General features: G+C 32.9%; 9 protein-coding genes and 1 pseudogene. All 10 read left to right on the top strand.

What is annotated here, in order from left to right; genetic code table 11:
- Window positions 1–42 precede the first annotated feature (42 nt).
- Window positions 43–609 carry a DJ-1 family glyoxalase III gene (locus CLOPA_RS14070; RefSeq protein WP_015616115.1) on the top strand — a complete coding sequence of 189 codons (567 nt, stop codon included), beginning with the start codon at window positions 43–45 and terminating at the stop codon, window positions 607–609.
- Window positions 610–871: 262 nt separating this feature from the next.
- Window positions 872–2709: pseudogene (locus CLOPA_RS14065) on the top strand (APC family permease).
- Window positions 2710–2798: 89 nt separating this feature from the next.
- Window positions 2799–4016, top strand: a complete 1218-nt coding sequence (locus CLOPA_RS14060; RefSeq protein ID WP_015616114.1) for a M16 family metallopeptidase — start codon at window positions 2799–2801, stop codon at window positions 4014–4016.
- A gap of 154 nt (window positions 4017–4170) precedes the next feature.
- The gene (gene hydE / locus CLOPA_RS14055; RefSeq protein ID WP_015616113.1) at window positions 4171–5238 is read left to right on the top strand and encodes a [FeFe] hydrogenase H-cluster radical SAM maturase HydE; all 1068 of its coding nucleotides are present in this window, start codon (window positions 4171–4173) and stop codon (window positions 5236–5238) included.
- A 221-nt stretch (window positions 5239–5459) separates the two neighbouring features.
- Window positions 5460–7235 (top strand): single-stranded-DNA-specific exonuclease RecJ, encoded by a 1776-nt coding sequence (gene recJ / locus CLOPA_RS14050; RefSeq protein ID WP_015616112.1) that lies wholly within the window; start codon window positions 5460–5462, stop codon window positions 7233–7235.
- 150 nt (window positions 7236–7385) lie between these two features.
- Window positions 7386–8465 carry an undecaprenyldiphospho-muramoylpentapeptide beta-N-acetylglucosaminyltransferase gene (locus tag CLOPA_RS14045; RefSeq protein ID WP_015616111.1) on the top strand — a complete coding sequence of 360 codons (1080 nt, stop codon included), beginning with the start codon at window positions 7386–7388 and terminating at the stop codon, window positions 8463–8465.
- Window positions 8466–8730: 265 nt separating this feature from the next.
- Window positions 8731–10266: an MBL fold metallo-hydrolase RNA specificity domain-containing protein gene (locus tag CLOPA_RS14040; protein WP_015616110.1), complete on the top strand. Its 1536-nt coding sequence runs from the start codon at window positions 8731–8733 to the stop codon at window positions 10264–10266.
- A 118-nt stretch (window positions 10267–10384) separates the two neighbouring features.
- Entirely contained in the window at window positions 10385–10810 is a 426-nt protein-coding gene (locus CLOPA_RS14035; protein ID WP_015616109.1) for a flavodoxin, read from the top strand.
- Between the two features lie 512 nt (window positions 10811–11322).
- The gene (nifJ, locus tag CLOPA_RS14030; protein WP_015616108.1) at window positions 11323–14868 is read left to right on the top strand and encodes a pyruvate:ferredoxin (flavodoxin) oxidoreductase; all 3546 of its coding nucleotides are present in this window, start codon (window positions 11323–11325) and stop codon (window positions 14866–14868) included.
- A gap of 391 nt (window positions 14869–15259) precedes the next feature.
- Window positions 15260–18778: a pyruvate:ferredoxin (flavodoxin) oxidoreductase gene (gene nifJ / locus CLOPA_RS14025; protein ID WP_015616107.1), complete on the top strand. Its 3519-nt coding sequence runs from the start codon at window positions 15260–15262 to the stop codon at window positions 18776–18778.
- Window positions 18779–18824: the final 46 nt, after the last annotated feature.

Here is an 18824-nt window from a genome sequence, read left to right as displayed (position 1 = left end):
TATATTAAAGAAAATGAAAGATTATGGAGGGAGAGTCTAAATATGATTGATGTTTTATTATTTATTGCAGAAGGATTTGAGGAAATAGAAGCATTTACTGTAGTGGATATACTGAGAAGGGCAAATATTAAATGTGATACCTGTTCCATAGCTGGCAGTTTTGTAAAAGGGTCTCATGGCATTGAAGTAAAGGCAGATAAATTAATAGAAGAAATTAATAAAAATGAATATGGTGCAGTAGTACTTCCTGGAGGTATGCCTGGAGCAAAAAATCTTAAAGAAAATAAAAGAGTTATAGAAATAGTAAAGAATTTTTATGAGGATAATAAAATTGTTGCAGCAATTTGTGCTGCCCCTATTGTCTTGAAGGAAGCTGATATCTATAGGAAACATAAAATAACTTCTTATCCAGATTTTAAAGAAGAACTAAAGGCAGCTGATTATATAGAAGACATAGTGGTGGAAGATAAAAATATTATTACCAGCAGAGGTCCTGCTACTGCTATATACTTTGGATTAAAATTAACAGAAAAAATAGTTGGTAAAGCTAAAGCAGATAACTTAAAAGAAGGAATGCTATTAAATTTTGTAGAAAGAACTGCAAAATGATGAAAAAAGGAGTTAAGTGCATTTAATTCTATGATATATAAAAATAAATAGTTTATATGAGCTATTTAGAGAAAATTTACACTGATAAATAGTTTTAATAAATGTTATTTGTAAGATATAATCAACTAGTGATACTTTATTTAAGATATCTGAAAAAATAATTACTCGGTATAGTGGCATACTTTGTTATGATTTATTTTTAGATGTGTAGATATTTGTAAAATGCACAAAGAAGATGAAAAGTTTTTACTAGAGGTGGAAGATGTTTAACAAAATAAAAGGTTTTTTATTAGGTAAATCTCTAAAAACAGAGGAATTAAAAGCTGAAAAATTTAATGTGTTTTGGGGATTGCCAATTCTTTCAAGTGATGCTATTTCTTCAGTGGCCTACGCTGGAGAAGAAATACTTTGGATACTGGTTCCTGCTATTGGAATCATGGCATTTCAGAAGATGCTCTATGTGGCTCTTTCAATAGTTTTGCTTTTGTTTATACTTATGTTTTCTTATAGACAAACTATAGATAGTTATCCAAAGGGTGGAGGATCTTATATAGTTGCTAAGGATAATTTAGGTACAATTCCAAGCCTTATTGCCAGTGCTTCTCTTTGCATAGACTATGTCTTAACAGTAGCAGTAAGTGTCTCATCAGGAGCCAGTGCAATTACCTCAGCAATACCAGAGCTTTTACATTATAAGGTCACTATATGTCTTATAATTGTAATTATAATGACCATTGGTAATCTTAGAGGGCTTAAAGATTCTGCAAGGCTTTTTGGAATTCCAACCTATTTGTTTATTATAAGCATGATAATTATGATAGTAGTGGGTATTGTAAGGGTAAAAGTTTTTGGATATACTCCTAAAGCCATAGAAAAATTACCGGACTTTGCTGGACAACTTACTTTTCTTGTATTCTTAAAGGCTTTTGCAGGTGGATGTACTGCTGTAACTGGTGTGGAAGCCGTAAGTGATGGTATCCCTAACTTTAAGGAACCTTGCCAAAAAAATGCAAAAAAAGTGCTTTTAATGTTAGGATGCATTGCCTTTGTATTATTTACAGGTATATCCTATCTTGCTACAATGTATCAGGCAGTTCCAAGCCTTGATAGAACAGTTATATCACAAATTGCTACAGAAGTATTTGGAAATGGATTTATGTTTTATGTGATTCAGGGAACTACTGCTTTAATACTTATTATGGCTGCCAATACTGCTTATGCGGATTTTCCTTTTTTATTATCCATAATTTCAAGGGATGGATATGCACCAAGGCAACTTTCCAAGAGAGGAACTAGATTGAGCTTTTCCAATGGTATCGTAGTTTTAGCTGTAGCGGCCAGTATATTGCTCATACATTTTAACGGTGAAAACCATTATTTGCTGCCGTTATATGCTGTTGGAGTTTTCATATCCTTTACCCTTTCACAATCAGGAATGTTAATGAGATGGCTTAGAAAAAAGGAAGGAAATTGGAGGCATAAAGCTTTTATAAATGGTTTTGGAGCCCTAATAACCTGTATTACGGCTATTGTAATAGGAGTTACTAAATTTGTACATGGTGCATGGATTGTATGTCTGTTAATACCCATATTAGTATTTATAATGATGAGAATTAAGAATCATTATAATAAGGTGGCAGATTCCCTTAGACTTCCGCTTGATATAAAACCCAAGGAAATACATTATGGGGCCAACAGAAATTATGTTATCGTTCCTATAGACACTTTAAATAAATCCTTCTTAAAATCTCTTAATTATGCTAGAGCCTTATCAGAGGATATTATTGTTTTTCATGTATCTGTAGATGTAGAATCCACAGAAAAATTAAAAAAGAGATGGCAGGAATACAATGTAGGTATCCCACTTACTATAAAGAGTTCTCCTTATAGAAGTTTAGTAGGACCTCTGTTAAGTTTATAGAGTCGGAGGAATTTGTTTTAGGACCTAAAGATACCATAACAGTTGTAATGCCTCAGTTTGTAGTTAAAAAGTGGTGGCATCATGCTCTTCATAATCAAACTTCACTTTTTGTGAAAAGTGTGCTTCTAAACAGAAGAAACATTGCCTTGACTACTATACCTTATATAATAAATGAATAAATTTAAGTCTCGAGATTGATTTCTCGAGATTTTTATTGCAACTGGGTGGGAAGGGATTCAAATAAGTATTATTTTATGGTGGTGATATTATGAAAATTTGTAAGATCCAAAATGGTATAAATCTGGTTTATGAACATAGAGAGGGTAAGATAACCTCTTTTTGCATAGGTTTCAATGCAGGGGCATTAATGGAAGAGGAAAATGAAATGGGAATCGCTCATGTAGTAGAACATATGCTTTTTAAGGGTACCTCTAAAAGAGATGAACTTAAAATAAATAGACTATGTGATGAAATATTTGGTTTTAATAATGCTATGACTAATTTTCCTTATGCAATCTATTATGGCACAACTTTATCAGAGGATTTTTCTAAAGGTTTTGATTTATATTCTGAAATAGTTAAAGAACCAGCTTTTCCAGAAGAAGGCTTTAAAGAAGAGATAGATGTAATTTGTGAAGAATTAAAGGAATGGAAAGATGATAATTTTCAGCTGTGCGAAGATGAGCTATTGAATAATGCTTTTAGAAATAGAAGAATTAAAACCTGCATAATCGGAAATGAAGATGGTATAAAAAATTTTTCTTTAAAAGATGTGAGAGATTTTTATAATAGATATTATAATCCAGATAATTGTGTTATAAGTGTAGTTTCTTCTCTGAGATATGAGGAGGTTTTAAATGTAGTTGAAAAATATATGACGCAGTGGAAGGGACAGAAGACACATAGTAAGGATATAATTTATGAAAAAAATTCTAAAGGGATTTTCATAAAAAACAAAGCTGGAATTGAAGGGGCTAAAATACAGTATTGTTTTACTATAGATAAACTGACAGAAGGCGAAATGGCAGCCCTTAATACATTTAACTATAAATTTGGAAGTGGAACCAGCGGTATTCTATATGATGATATAAGAACTAAAAATGGCTTGGCTTATGACGTATTTAGCAGCATAAAAAATGAAAATGGTATTAAACTTTTTACTATATCTATGGGAACTTCTATAACAAATGTGGATAAAGCTATTGAAATAATAAATAGGCATATATCAAATATAGATAATTTTAGTTATCTTTTCTCTAAGAACAATATAGAACCTATGCTAAATAGTATTAAATTAAAGAGGGAATTACAACTTGAAAAGTCTATAGAACTTTCTAAGGTTTTAGCTGTAAATAAAATTATGTATGACAACTTTGATTTATTTAGTTTAATTGACTATTCACATGAAAATATAGAAGAAAGGGAAATAATGTGTACAGCAAAAAAAATATTAAAAGATCCCACAATTCAAATATTGACTTCCTAAGTTTTATTATTTAACATATAATTAACTGAACTCCAGGGTGTTTGTTTATAACCACAGGGGTGTAATGTATTCTAAAAATAGTATTTATTTGCAAATAAAGGGTGTAACGTATTATATATTTCATAAATTACATTTATTGGGTGGGAGAGGAAATATGGATAATATTTTGGATTTGATAAAAAAAGCTGAATATACAAATGATTTGACAAAAGCTGAGATAATAGCAATTCTTAAAGATTCACAATATAATCAGGAATTATTTGATTCAGCAGATAAAATAAGAAAAAAATATATGGGTGATGAAGTACATTTAAGAGGTCTCATAGAATTTTCAAATATATGTAAGAGAAATTGTATGTATTGTGGTTTAAGAGCAGGAAATAAAAATGTAAAAAGGTATAGGTTGATGCCAGATGAAATAATTGAATTGGCAAGAAAAGGTACTGAGTATGGTTATAGAACCTTTGTACTTCAATCCGGAGAAGATGAATTCTATACTGTAGATAAAATGAAATACATTATAAGCAATATTAAAAAGATGAATGCAGCAGTAACTATTAGCATAGGGGAAAAAACTTATGAAGAATACAAGGCATATAGGGAAGCTGGGGCAGATAGGTATCTCATAAGAATTGAAACCACGGATAAAAAATTATATGAGGCTATGGATCCCTTTATGAGTCATGAAAACAGAAAAAGATGTTTATCAGATTTAAAAAAGTTAGGTTATGAAGTTGGTAGTGGTTGCCTTGTGGGACTACCAAATCAGAATATTGGCTCTTTAGCAGAGGATATACTTTTTTTTAAGGAAATTGGTGCCGATATGATTGGTATTGGGCCTTTTATTCCCAATGCAGATACACCTTTAAAGGATGAAATGGGAGGAGAATTTTATTTGAGTCTTAAGGTTATGGCTCTAACTAGGCTTCTTTTAAAAGACATAAATATACCGGCTACTACGGCAATGGAAACACTAAATAAAAATGGCAGAATAATTGCACTTCAAAGTGGAGCAAATGTGGTAATGCCAAATATAACAGAAGGGGAATACAGGGAGCTATATGCACTATATCCAGGTAAGATTTGCATAAATGATACACCAGCTCACTGTAGATCCTGTATTACAGGTAAGATTACAACTATAGGAAGAACTATAGGTAAGAATAAAGGATTTAGAAATAAAGAGCGTGAAAAAGAAGTTTATCCTACAACTAGCTGCTAAATGAAGCATTGTGGATAATTTTGTAGATAATACATTTATAGTCATGTATTATCTATTTTTCTGTGTTGACAATTAAAACCATAGCTAATTTTCAATATATTAATAGCTTAAAAGGATAGATATAGATTTTGTAAATGATATTCTTAAATATTGAGTTTTCAAGTGACGTTATTATCGCTATGTGGTATACTTTGAAAGTGTAATAATGAGGTGATAGCTTAATGACAAGATGGATGCTTAAAAGAACCAATGCAGACATTAACTATATAGCAAGAAGAGCAAATATAACTACTACTACAGCCAAAATATTGGCAAATAGAGGGATAAAAAATATAGTTGATATAAATAGATTTTTAAATGCTGAGGAAAAGGACTTATATAGTCCTATTCTTATGAAGGATATGGATAAGGGAACAGATATAATAAAGAATAGTATTTTACATAGAGAAAAAATAGTTATTTATGGAGATTACGATGCTGATGGAGTAACAAGCACCGTTATAATGTATAAGGCATTAAAAAAGTGTGGAGCTGAAGTGGGTTATCATATACCTGACAGGGAAACAGAAGGATATGGACTTAGCAAGGAAAGATTAGAAATACTTAAAGAACAGGGATTTCATACAGTTTTAACTTGTGATAATGGAATTTCTGCCCTTGAAGAAATCAAATTTGCAAAAGAATTAGGTCTTAAGGTGGTAGTAACAGATCACCATGAATTACCCTTTACTGAAGATGAGAAAAAAAATAAAAAGTATATTATTCCAAAAGCAGATGCAATAATAAATCCAAAACAGCAGGATTGTACCTATCCTTTTAAATTATTATGTGGTGCCGGCATAGCCTTTAAATTTGCTCAGGCTCTATTTTCCAAGATGGGAATAGATGAGAGGGAAGCTTATGACTATATTGAGATTGCTTGTATTGGAACTATATGTGATGTAGTTGATTTAGTGGATGAAAATAGAATTATTGCAAAGCTTGGATTAAACACTTTAAGTAATAGTAAAAATCGGGGCATAAATACTCTTCTTGAAACTTTAGAAATGAAAAATAAGAAAATTACTTCTCATACCGTTGGATTTCTAATAGGGCCTTGTATAAATGCTACTGGAAGGCTAGAAACTGCGGAGTTATCTGTTAACCTGTTATTAACGGAGGATAAAAACGAAGCAATTTCACTTTCAAGGGAACTGGTGGCACTAAATAAAAAGAGACAAGAAATGACGGTGAAGTGTGTAGATGAAATAATAAATAATATAGAAAATTCAGATATGAAATATGATAGAGTCTTAGTGGTATATAATGAAAATGTTCACGAGAGTATAGCTGGAATCGTAGCGGGGAAGATCAGGGAAAAATTTAATTTACCAACTATAGTTATTACTAATGGAACAGAAATGCCCAAGGGTTCAGGCAGATCTATTGAGGAATATAACTTATTTGAAGAGTTAATAAGATGTAAAGATCTATTTCACAAATTTGGGGGACATCCCATGGCAGCAGGGTTATCAATAAGAGAAGAAAATATTCCTTTACTTAGGAAAAAACTTAATGAAAACTGCAATTTGACAGAAGAAGATATAATACCTAAACTGAGATTAGAAAAGCAGGTTCCGTTGGAAGAAATAGATGAAAAATTGGTTAATGAAATAAATAGATTAGAGCCCTTTGGTAAAGGAAATGCATCTCCTCTATTAGGGGAAAAGAATGTACTTGTGAACAATATACAGCTTTTAGGAAGGGAAATTAAAAATACATTAAAATTTCAAGTATGCTCGAAAAATCATAAAAAAGTAATAACCGGCATATGTTTTGGAAAGGTAGAGGAATTTCAGCAAATGCTTAAGGATTTCTATAATATTTCCTTAGATCAGGCCCTAGTGGATAACACTAGTATAAAATTGGATTTAGTTTATATACCCTTTATAAATGTATTTAGGGATAGAAAATATTTACAAATGAGAGTTGTAGATTTTAGAACCTCAAAATATTAATAAATATTATTTTCAGTAAATTTGTACTCCTGTTAAGTTTAGAAGGATTATTCAGGAGTTTATAGTTTTGTTTTATATTAAAGAATGAACAGCTTTAGCTATCTATAAAAGCAAGTGTAATTAATAAAAATTTTGTTGGGGGTGCTTTTTTTGAAGAAGCATAAAATAATTATGACAGGTGGAGGTTCGGCAGGACATGTTACGCCTAATCTGGCATTAATGCCGAAGCTCACAGCTTTAGGCTATGAAGTAGAATATATAGGTACTAAAAATGGTATAGAAAAAAATATAATACAAGGAGAAAATATTAAATATCATATTATATCCAGTGGAAAGCTCAGAAGATACTTTGATATAAAAAATTTTTCTGACCCCTTTAAGGTTCTAAGAGGTATAATTCAATCAATAGGTATTATGAAAAGAGAAAAGCCAGATATAGTATTTTCAAAAGGTGGATTTGTAACAGTTCCAGTAGTAATAGCAGCACATCTATGTAAAATTCCTGTAATAGCACATGAATCTGATATTACCCCTGGGCTTGCAAATAGATTGGCGGCACCTTATTGTACTAAAGTTTGTGTTACATTTCCGGAGTCCATAGAAAATATAAAGGGAAATAAAGGGGTACTTACAGGAACGCCTATAAGAAAAGAGCTGCTTGAAGGCAGCAGAATGAATGGACTAAGATTATGTAAATTTTCTGATTTAAATAAACCTGTTGTTTTTGTTATAGGTGGAAGCCTTGGCTCCAAAGTAATAAATGATACTATTAGAAAAAATATTGATAGTATTTTATCAAAGTACAATGTAATTCATATTTGTGGTAAGGGAAATTTAGAAGATGGACTAAAAGACAAAAAAGGGTATAAGCAGTTTGAATATGTAAAGGATGAACTGCCGGATCTAATGAATGCAGCAGATCTAGTGATTTCAAGAGCAGGTGCCAATGTGATTTTTGAACTTCTAGCCCTTAGAAAGCCCAATATTTTAATTCCTCTTTCAAAGAAGTCCAGTAGAGGTGATCAGATTTTAAATGCAGCCTCCTTTGAAAATCATGGGTATAGTATGGTTATAGAAGAGGAAAGCCTGAATAGTGAACTGCTTATAAAGAAATTAAATGAGCTCAGTAGAGAACAAGATAAATATATAAAAGCTATGAATGAAAGTCCTGTAAAAAACGGAGTTAATAATATTATAAATATAATAGATAAATATTCTAAAAAAGCTTAGCTTATAAATAACTATATTTATAATAAATCCAAAAAAAATTTATTAGTAGCTTATGTATTGATAATTACTGTAAATAACGATGGTTTATATTAATTGACAATATCAAAGATTATGAAGTGTAAATATACTTTCATAGTCTTTTATTATTTTTTTATAATATTTTATTTAACATGTAAAAGTAAACATTTTAATTTGAAATATTAAAATTATTGCGAAAAATGAAAGATACACTGTATAATAAAATTATAGAAAGGGGATGTGAAATATGAAATTAGAATTTTATGGTGCTGCTGAATGTGTTACAGGTTCCTGTCATATTTTAAGAGTAAGTAATAAAACAATATTATTAGATTGTGGGCTATATCAAGGTAAGGATGAAAAAGAAAGGGGAAATGATGGGTTTAATTTTGACCCAAAAGAAATAGATTACGTAATATTATCACATGCCCATATAGATCACAGTGGAAGAATACCTCTACTCTATAAAAAAGGTTTTAAAGGGCAGATTTTTTGTACGAATGCTACAAAAGACCTCTGCGAAGCTATGCTTGCAGATAGTGGTTACATTCAGGAAATGGAAGTAGAATGGAAGAACAAAAGAAGAAGAAGACAGGGATTGGATTTAATAGAACCACTTTATACGGCGGCTATTGCCAGATTATCCATATATCTATTTACAGGTATACCCTACAATACCACCATGGAGATCTTTGATGGATTTAAAATCAGATTTAGAGATTCAGGTCATCTTTTAGGATCTGCTTTTGTAGAAATATTTATAAAAGAGGAGGAAAAAGATGAGGTGAAAATAGTGTATACAGGAGATGTAGGCAATGTAAACATTCCAATTATGAGAGATCCTACAATACTGGATTATGCAGATTATCTCATAATGGAAACCACTTACGGTAATCGGTTGCACGACAATTTAAATAGCCAATTGCATAGGTTAACAAATATAATAAAAGAAACCTTCAATCGGGGTGGCAATGTTGTTATTCCTTCCTTTGCTGTGGGAAGAGTACAGGAAATTTTATATGAACTCAGTAAACTTAGAAAAAATGGAGAACTAGGCAATTTGATGGTGTTTGTAGATAGCCCCCTTGCGGCAGAATCCACAAAGATATTTGAGAAATACAGCAGCTGCTTTGATGAGGAAACTAAAAGTGAATTTGATGATGGAAGTAATCCGCTTAAGTTTGATGGGTTAATTTTCACTAATAGTCAGGAAGATTCAGCGAAAATAAATAAGATTCAATCTGGTGCAGTGATTATTTCTGCTAGTGGTATGTGCGAGGCGGGAAGGATTAAACATCATCTAAAGCATAATTTGTGGAGGAAAGAGTGTTCCATAGTTTTTGTAGGATATCAAGCTCAGGGAACACTGGGGTACAATATTGTAAATGGAGCAAAAAAAGTAAAAATTTTTGGAGAAGAATTTGCAGTAAATGCTTCAATATATAATATTGAAGCACTATCAGGGCATGCTGATAGAGATGGTTTGATTCAATGGCTAGATAGTTTCAGTAAAAAACCAGAAGAAATATTTCTAGTACATGGGGAAAAAGAAGCAGAGGAAAGTTTTTTGAATTTTACAAGGGAAAAAGGATATAATACAAGAATAGTGAGATCTGGAGATATCGTTCATATAAATGAAAGAATGAGGTTAAAAAAAATTAATAGTAACTCTAATCTAAAAAATCAGTTAATAAAACTTTTGGATTCTATAGATAATATTGATGAAATGAACAAAGAACTTCTTGTAGGTAAAATAAAGGACACTATAAAGAAATTCAGATAAATTGAGATTAATATAAATTTAATTCTTGTAAAAGGTAAAATGTAGTATTATAATAAAATTGTTAAATAATTATCAATATAATTAGTAAAATATCAATTTATAGAGGGAAGTGGTCGAAATGAAAAAAATTGCTGTAATATATTGGAGTAATATGGGAAATGTTGAGGTGTTGGCAAACCATATTGCAGAAGGCGCTAAAAAAGCTGGTGCAGAAGTAGATTTAAAGTTAGTTGGAGATGTTAAACCAACAGAGATTACTAACTACGATGCTGTTGCACTTGGAAGTCCATCAATGGATAATAATAGAATTGAACAAGAAGAAATGGAACCATTTATAAAAGAAATAAGAATACTCGCTCCAAACAACATGCCAGTTGTATTATTTGGCTCATATGGTTGGGATAATGGAAAATTCATGGAAGACTGGATAACAAGAATGGTAGACGAAAAATTCGACGTAAAGGGAAGTCTTGCAGTTAAAGAGGCTCCTACAGCTGAAGAAATAACAAAAGCAGAAGAACTTGGTAAGTTATTAGCTCTATAATTAGCTTAAATTAAGGTTATGAGAAATAAAGAGTAAATCAGTATATTTTAAAGCTATCAGAAGCTAAACTCTATTTAACAAAATATAACCTAATTCAACAAATTTTGTGTAAATGATGAAGAATGAATAATTGAGGAAGATCATAATCAATTTTTCATCATTCATCATTTATTTTTTCTGTATCACTTATATTTTCTGTTATATTACAGCATAAAAAAATCTGTATTACTTTTTTTTATGTGTTATACTACAGCAAAATAAAATACAAAAAGTATGATAAAAATCTAAAATTCGTCTTGTAAAACCTAATTTAGAGTATTATAATTAAATCGTTAAATAATCATCAAATATTTTATTAATATAATTATTAATATAAAATTGTTTGTATCATTGCTTTTTCACATATACTTTGACAGAAATGATAAATAACATGGTCATGCCTTTGCAAAGTCTAATAGTAATGATGAAATTATGCCGATTAATAGGGCGTAATAATAAGGAGGAAATTTAATATGTCAAGAGCTAAACAATCAATGGATGGTAATACAGCTGCTGCACATGTAGCCTATGCTTATACTGAAGTAGCTGGTATCTACCCAATTACACCATCAAGCCCAATGGCTGATAGTGTTGATATGTGGTCTGCTGCAGGTCAAGAGAACATTTTCGGTAATCAGGTTAAAGTTGTAGAACTACAGTCTGAGGCAGGTGCTGCAGGAACTGTTCACGGTTCACTTGCTGCAGGTGCACTTACTACTACATTTACAGCTTCACAAGGTCTTCTTTTAATGATTCCAAATATGTACAAGATTGCTGGTGAAATGCTTCCAAGTGTATTCCATGTATCTGCACGTACAGTTTCATCACATGCACTTAACATTTTTGGTGATCATAGTGACGTATATGCTTGTCGTCAGGTGGGTTTTGCAATGCTTGCTGAGACAAATCCACAAGAAGTTATGGACTTAAGTCCTGTTGCACATCTTGCTGCACTTGAAGGAAAAGTTCCTTTCATCAATTTCTTTGATGGATTCCGTACATCACATGAAATTCAAAAAATTGAAAAATGGGATTATAAAGATCTTAAAGAAATGTGCAATATGGATGCTGTTAAAGCTTTCCGTGAGCATGCATTAAATCCAGAAAAACCAGCTATGCGTGGTTCTCATGAAAATGGAGATGTTTTCTTCCAACATCGTGAAGCATCTAACACAGCTTATAATAATTTACCAGCTGTAGTTGAAAAATACATGGCTAAGGTAAATGAAAAACTTGGTACAAACTATGATTTATTCAATTACTATGGAGCTCCAGATGCTGACCGTGTCATCATCGCAATGGGATCTATTTGTGATGTGGCTGAGGAAGTTATTGATTACTTAACAGCTAAAGGAGAAAAAGTTGGACTAGTTAAAGTTCGTTTATATCGTCCATGGGTATCTAATAGTCTTCTTAAAGTTCTTCCTAAGACTGCTAAGAAGGTTGCTGTTCTTGATCGTACAAAAGAGCCAGGAGCATTAGGTGATCCATTATACCTTGATGTTGCTACAACTCTTCGTGAAGCAGGACTTAATGATGTTACATTATCAAATGGTCGTTATGGACTTGGTTCTAAGGATACTCCTCCTTCATCTGTATTTGCTGTGTATACTGAACTTTTGAAAGATTCTCCTAAAGCTCGTTTCACACTTGGTATCGTAGATGATGTTACTAACTTAAGTTTACCAGAAGTTAAGCCAGCTCCTATTACATCTGCAGTTGGTACAGTAGAGTGTAAATTCTGGGGTCTTGGTGGTGATGGTACTGTTGGTGCTAACAAGAACTCTACAAAGATTCTTGGTGATCATACAGATAAATTTATTCAAGCATACTTCCAATATGACTCTAAGAAGACTGGTGGAATAACAATTTCTCATCTTCGTTTTGGTGATAAGGCAATTAGAAGTCCGTATTACATAAATCAAGCTGATTTCGTTGCATGCCATAACCCATCTTATGTTGTTAAAGGATTCAAGATGGTTCAGGATGTTAAGCCAGGCGGAATATTCATGATTAACTGCCAGTGGTCAGATGAAGAACTTGATTCTAAGCTTAATTCTGCTGCTAAGAAATATATTGCAGAAAACAACATTCAATTGTACACAATTAATGCTATTGATAAAGCAATTGAAATTGGTATGGGTAAACGTACTAACACTATTCTTCAATCTGCATTCTTCAAATTAGCAAATGTTATGCCAATTGATGATGCTGTTGGCTTTATGAAGGCTGCTGCTAAGAAATCCTACGGTAAAAAGGGCGATGCAATTGTAGAAATGAACTACAAAGCAATTGATGCTGGTGTAGATGCTGTTCATAAAGTAGAAGTTCCAGCTTCATGGTCAAATCCAGAAGCAGATGCTCCAGCTCCAGAACTTACAGGTCGTCCAGAAACAGTTAAGATGGTTAATGATCTTATGAATCCTATCGGACTTATGGATGGTGACAGTCTTCCTGTATCTGCATTTGCAGAGAATCCAGACGGACAGTACGAATTAGGCGCTTCAGCATATGAAAAGCGTGGTACTGCTGTATTGGTTCCAGAATGGAATCCAGAAAAATGTATTCAGTGTAATAACTGTGCATTTGTATGTTCTCACGCTACAATTCGTCCTTTCATGCTTAGCGAAGACGAAGTTAAAGCAGCTCCTGATAATATTAAACTTGCTAATACTAAGCCAAAAGCTGGAGATTACAAATTTACAATGAGTGTAACTCCTCTTGATTGTATGGGCTGTGGAGAGTGTATTACAGTATGTCCTACAAAGGCTATCACAATGGTACCTCAAGAAACTCAATTACATGAACAGCCAGTATTTGATTACTTAGTTGCAAATGTAGGTAAGAAACCTGGAATTCCTGCTGATACTACAGTTAAGGGATCTCAGTTTAATCAGCCGCTCCTTGAGTTCTCAGGAAGCTGTGCAGGCTGTGCAGAAACATCTTATGCTCGTATACTTACACAACTCTTTGGTGAACAAATGTATATTTCAAATGCTACAGGATGTTCTTCAATCTGGGGTGGTCCTGCTGCAACTTGTCCATATACAGTAAACAAAGATTCAAATAAAGGTCCAGCATGGGCTAACTCATTATTTGAAGACAATGCAGAACATGGATTTGGTATGTATCTTGGACAGAAGACCCTTCGTGATCAGGTAATTGCTAAGATTGAGAAGATTGCTGCTGATGATAAGGCATCTGCTGAGTTTAAAGCTGCTGCTGCTAAATTCATTGAAACAAAAGAAAGCACAAAAGAAAACACTGCTGCTGTTACTACACTTGTAGCTGAACTTGAAAAAACTGCTGCTGCAGGCTGTGATCTTTCTAAAGAAGTTCTTGAAAAGAAAGCGTACCTTGCTAAGAAGTCAGTATGGATTCTTGGAGGAGATGGATGGGCATATGATATCGGATTCGGTGGACTTGACCATGTACTTGCTTCTGGAGAGAACGTAAATGTTATGGTATTCGATACAGAAATGTATTCTAATACAGGTGGTCAAGCTTCTAAGGCTTCTAATATCGGTGAAGTTTGTCAGTTCGCTGCTGCTGGTAAAGATGTTGGAAAGAAGAGTCTTGCTGAAATCGCTATGAGCTATGGTTACATATATGTAGCACAAATCGCTCTTGGTGCTAATCCAGCTCAAACTCTTAAAACTATTGCTGAAGCAGAAGCTTATAACGGACCATCATTAATAATTGGATATGCACCTTGTGAACTTCACGGAGTTAAAGGTGGTATGAACCACTGCCAGGATGAAATGAAAGCAGCTGTAAAATCTGGATACTGGAATCTATTCTCCTTTAATCCTGAACTTAAGGCTGAAGGAAAGAATCCATTCACTCTTACATCTAAACCAGGTGATGGAACATACCAAGAATTCTTGAATAACGAAACACGTTACACTCGTTTGAAACGTGCATTCCCAGAACGTGCTGAAAAACTATTCAGTGAAAATGAGAAAGCTGCGATGGAACGTTATGAACATTTATTAAAGTTAGTAGAACTTTATAAATAATATTTTACAAGGCTTATTTGCTTGCAAATACGTCTTGTATATTAAGGAAGGTAAAACATGTTAGCATGTTTATATCTTAGTCATTTTCAAAAAAGAGGAGTCACTTTATGTGGCTCCTCTTTTTTGTTCTTGTGAATAATAATTGCTTACAAAATGGTTAAACTATCTAAAGCAATAATCTTTTCACTAGCTAAAGTATCTGAAAAAAATAAACTAATATTGCAAGATAATTTTGTATAATCCAATGAAAAATGTTATACTAATACTAAATAGTCTTAACTGGTTCTTCTAGGGCGTTGCATTATGCAAAATCATCTGATTGATGAACTTATTTTTTTTGAAGATGCCTAAGGATTATGATTTATTAAATTATGAGAAAGAAGGGTTTTACATGGGAAAAATGAAGACTATGGATGGAAACACTGCAGCAGCACACATAGCTTATGCTTTCACTGATGTTACAGCAATTTATCCTATAACACCATCATCACCTATGGCAGAACATGTTGATGAATGGGCAGTACAAGGTAGAAAAAATTTATTTGGTCAAACTGTTAAAGTAATGGAAATGCAATCAGAAGCAGGTGCTGCAGGTGCAGTTCATGGTTCACTTCAGGCAGGAGCTTTAACAACAACATTTACAGCTTCTCAAGGATTGCTGTTAATGATACCAAACATGTATAAAATAGCTGGTGAACTTTTACCATCAGTATTTCATGTAAGTGCAAGAGCATTAGCAACAAAATCATTAAACATATTTGGTGATCATCAGGACGTTATGGCTGCAAGACAAACAGGATTTGCACAACTTGCAGAAGGTAGTGTTCAAGAAGTTATGGATTTATCAGCAGTTGCACATTTAGCTGCAATAAAGGGAAAAGTTCCTTTTATAAACTTCTTTGATGGATTTAGAACATCACATGAAATACAAAAAATTGAAGTTATAGACTATGAAGATTTAAGACCATTATTAGATATGGATGCTGTTAAAGCATTTAGAGATAATGCTTTAAATCCAGAACACCCAGTAACTAGAGGTACAGCAGAAAATCCTGATGTATACTTCCAAGGAAGAGAAGCATCAAACAAATACTACAACGCACTTCCAGAAATAGTTGAAAACTATATGGGAGAAATCAGTAAAATCACAGGAAGAGAATATCATCTATTTAATTATTATGGAGCAGAAGATGCTGAGAGAATAATAATTGCAATGGGTTCAATTTGCGATGCAATTGAAGAAACTATAGATTACTTAAACGCTAAGGGCGAAAAAGTAGGTATATTAAAAGTACATTTATTCAGACCTTTCTCAGTTGAACACTTCTTTAAATATATACCAAAAACAGTTAAGAAAATAGCTGTTCTTGATAGAACAAAAGAACCAGGTAGCTTTGGTGAACCACTTTATCAGGATGTTGTTACATCATTCTATCAAAGTGATTTAAAACCTGTAATAGTTGGTGGAAGATATGGATTAGGTTCAAAGGATACAGTTCCTAGTGACATATTAGCTGTTTATGACAACTTAAATGCTGCTGAACCTAAAAACGGATTTACAATAGCAATAAATGATGACGTAACATTCACTTCACTTCCTACTACTGAAAAAATCGATACTACTCCAGAAGGAACTAAAGCTTGTAAGTTCTGGGGACTTGGTTCAGATGGTACAGTTGGTGCTAACAAGAGCGCTATAAAAATCATAGGTGACCATACAGACATGTATGCTCAAGGTTATTTCGCATATGATTCAAAAAAATCAGGTGGTATTACAATTTCTCACTTGAGATTTGGTAAAAAACCAATAAAATCACCATACCTTATAAATACAGCAGACTTTGTTGCGTGTCATAATCAATCTTATGTTTACAAATATGATCTTTTAGAAGGATTAAAAGATGGTGGTAACTTCTTACTTAACAGTATCTGGTCTCCTGAAGAAGTTGAAACTCATTTACCAGCAAAAATGAAGAGATATATTGCTGAACATAACATACATTTCTATACATTAAACGCTGTAAAGATAGCTCAAAGCATAGGTCTTGGCGGAAGAATCAACATGATCATGCAATCAGCATTCTTCAAATTAGCTAACATAATACCAGTTGATGATGCAATAAAATATTTAAAAGAAGCAGTTGTAACTTCTTATGGTAAAAAAGGTGAAAAAGTTGTTAAGATGAATAATGATGCTATAGATTTAGGTGTAAATGCTATAGTTAAGATAGATGTTCCAGCAGCTTGGAAAGAAGCACAGGATGAAAAGGTAGAAGAAGTTGTAAAAGCTAAACCTAAATTCATAACTGAAATTCTTGAACCAATGAATGGACAGCAAGGAGATAAACTTCCTGTAAGTGCATTCAATGGTTATGAAGACGGAACATATCCTAATGGAACTGCAGCTTATGAAAAGAGAGCAATTGCTATTAATATTCCTGAATGGCAAGTAGATAAATGTATACAATGTAACCAATGTGCATATGTTTGTCCTCACTCTGTAATAAGACCATTCTTATTAACTGAAGAAGAAACTAAGAATGCTCCAGAAGGATTTACAACTAAGCCAGCAATGGGATTAAAAACTGCTGAAAAACTTAATTTTGCAATAAAGATTAGTGCTCTTGATTGTACAGGATGCGGAAACTGTGCTCAGGTTTGTCCTGCAAAGGAAAAGGCATTAGTAATGAAACCAGCTGAATCACAATATAAAGAAGCTGATAACTTTGAATATGCACTTAATCTTTCACCAAAAGAAAATCCAATGAACAAAACAACAGTAAAAGGTAGTCAATTTGAACAGCCATTACTTGAGTTCAATGGTGCTTGTGCAGGTTGTGGAGAAGCTCCTTATGCAAGACTTATAACTCAATTATATGGTGACAGAATGATGATCGCTAATGCAACAGGTTGTACTTCAATCTGGGGTGGTAGTGCACCAGCTACACCATATACAATTAACCATAAAGGTCAAGGTCCTGCTTGGGCTAACTCATTATTCGAAGATAATGCTGAGTTTGGGTTAGGAATGTATCTTGGTGTTAAACAATTAAGAGAGAGAATAGCACAACAAGCAAATGAACTTATAGCTTCAGATGCAAAACAAGAATTAAAAGAAGCTTTAACTGAATGGGTAAATAACATGGACTTAGCTGATGAATCAAAAGCAGCTACAGCTAAATTATTACCATTATTAGAAGCAGAAAAAGATAGCAATGCTACTGTAAAAGAAATCTTCGATGCTAAAGATCATTTAGTTAAAAAATCACAATGGATATTTGGTGGAGATGGTTGGGCTTACGACATCGGTTATGGTGGTGTAGATCACGTACTTGCATCAGGTGAAGATGTAAACATATTTGTATTTGATACAGAAGTTTACTCAAATACAGGCGGTCAATCATCAAAATCTACTCCAACAGCAGCAATAGCACAATTTGCAGCTGGTGGTAAGAGAACTAAGAAGAAAGATCTTGGAATGATGGCTATGAGCTATGGCTATGTTTATGTAGCACAAATAGCTATGGGTGCTGATAAAAATCAGACTATAAAGGCTATTACTGAAGCTGAAGCTTATCCAGGTCCATCATTAATCATAGGTTATTCTCCATGTATAAACCAAGGACTAAGAGCTGGTATGGGATGTAGTCAACTTGAAGAGAAAAAAGCTGTTGATTGTGGATACTGGGCTATGTATAGATTTAACCCAACTCTTAAAGAAGCAGGAAAGAATCCGTTTAGCTTAGATTCAAAAGAGCCAACTGGTGACTTCAAAGAATTCTTATTAGGTGAAGTAAGATTTGCTTCATTAAAGAAAGTATACCCAGATAAGGCTGATGAATTATTTGCTAAAACTGAACAAGATGCTAAAGAAAGATTAGAATCTTATAAATTCTTAGCAGATAGATAATATAATAAATTTAAAAAAGAGAGGAAAGGTAACACTTTCCTCTCTT

The sequence above is a fragment of the Clostridium pasteurianum BC1 genome (assembly GCF_000389635.1).
GTDB lineage: Bacteria > Bacillota > Clostridia > Clostridiales > Clostridiaceae > Clostridium_I > Clostridium_I pasteurianum_A.
The sequence above is the reverse complement of the archived record's forward strand: the minus strand, read 5'-3'. Positions and strand labels throughout refer to the sequence as shown.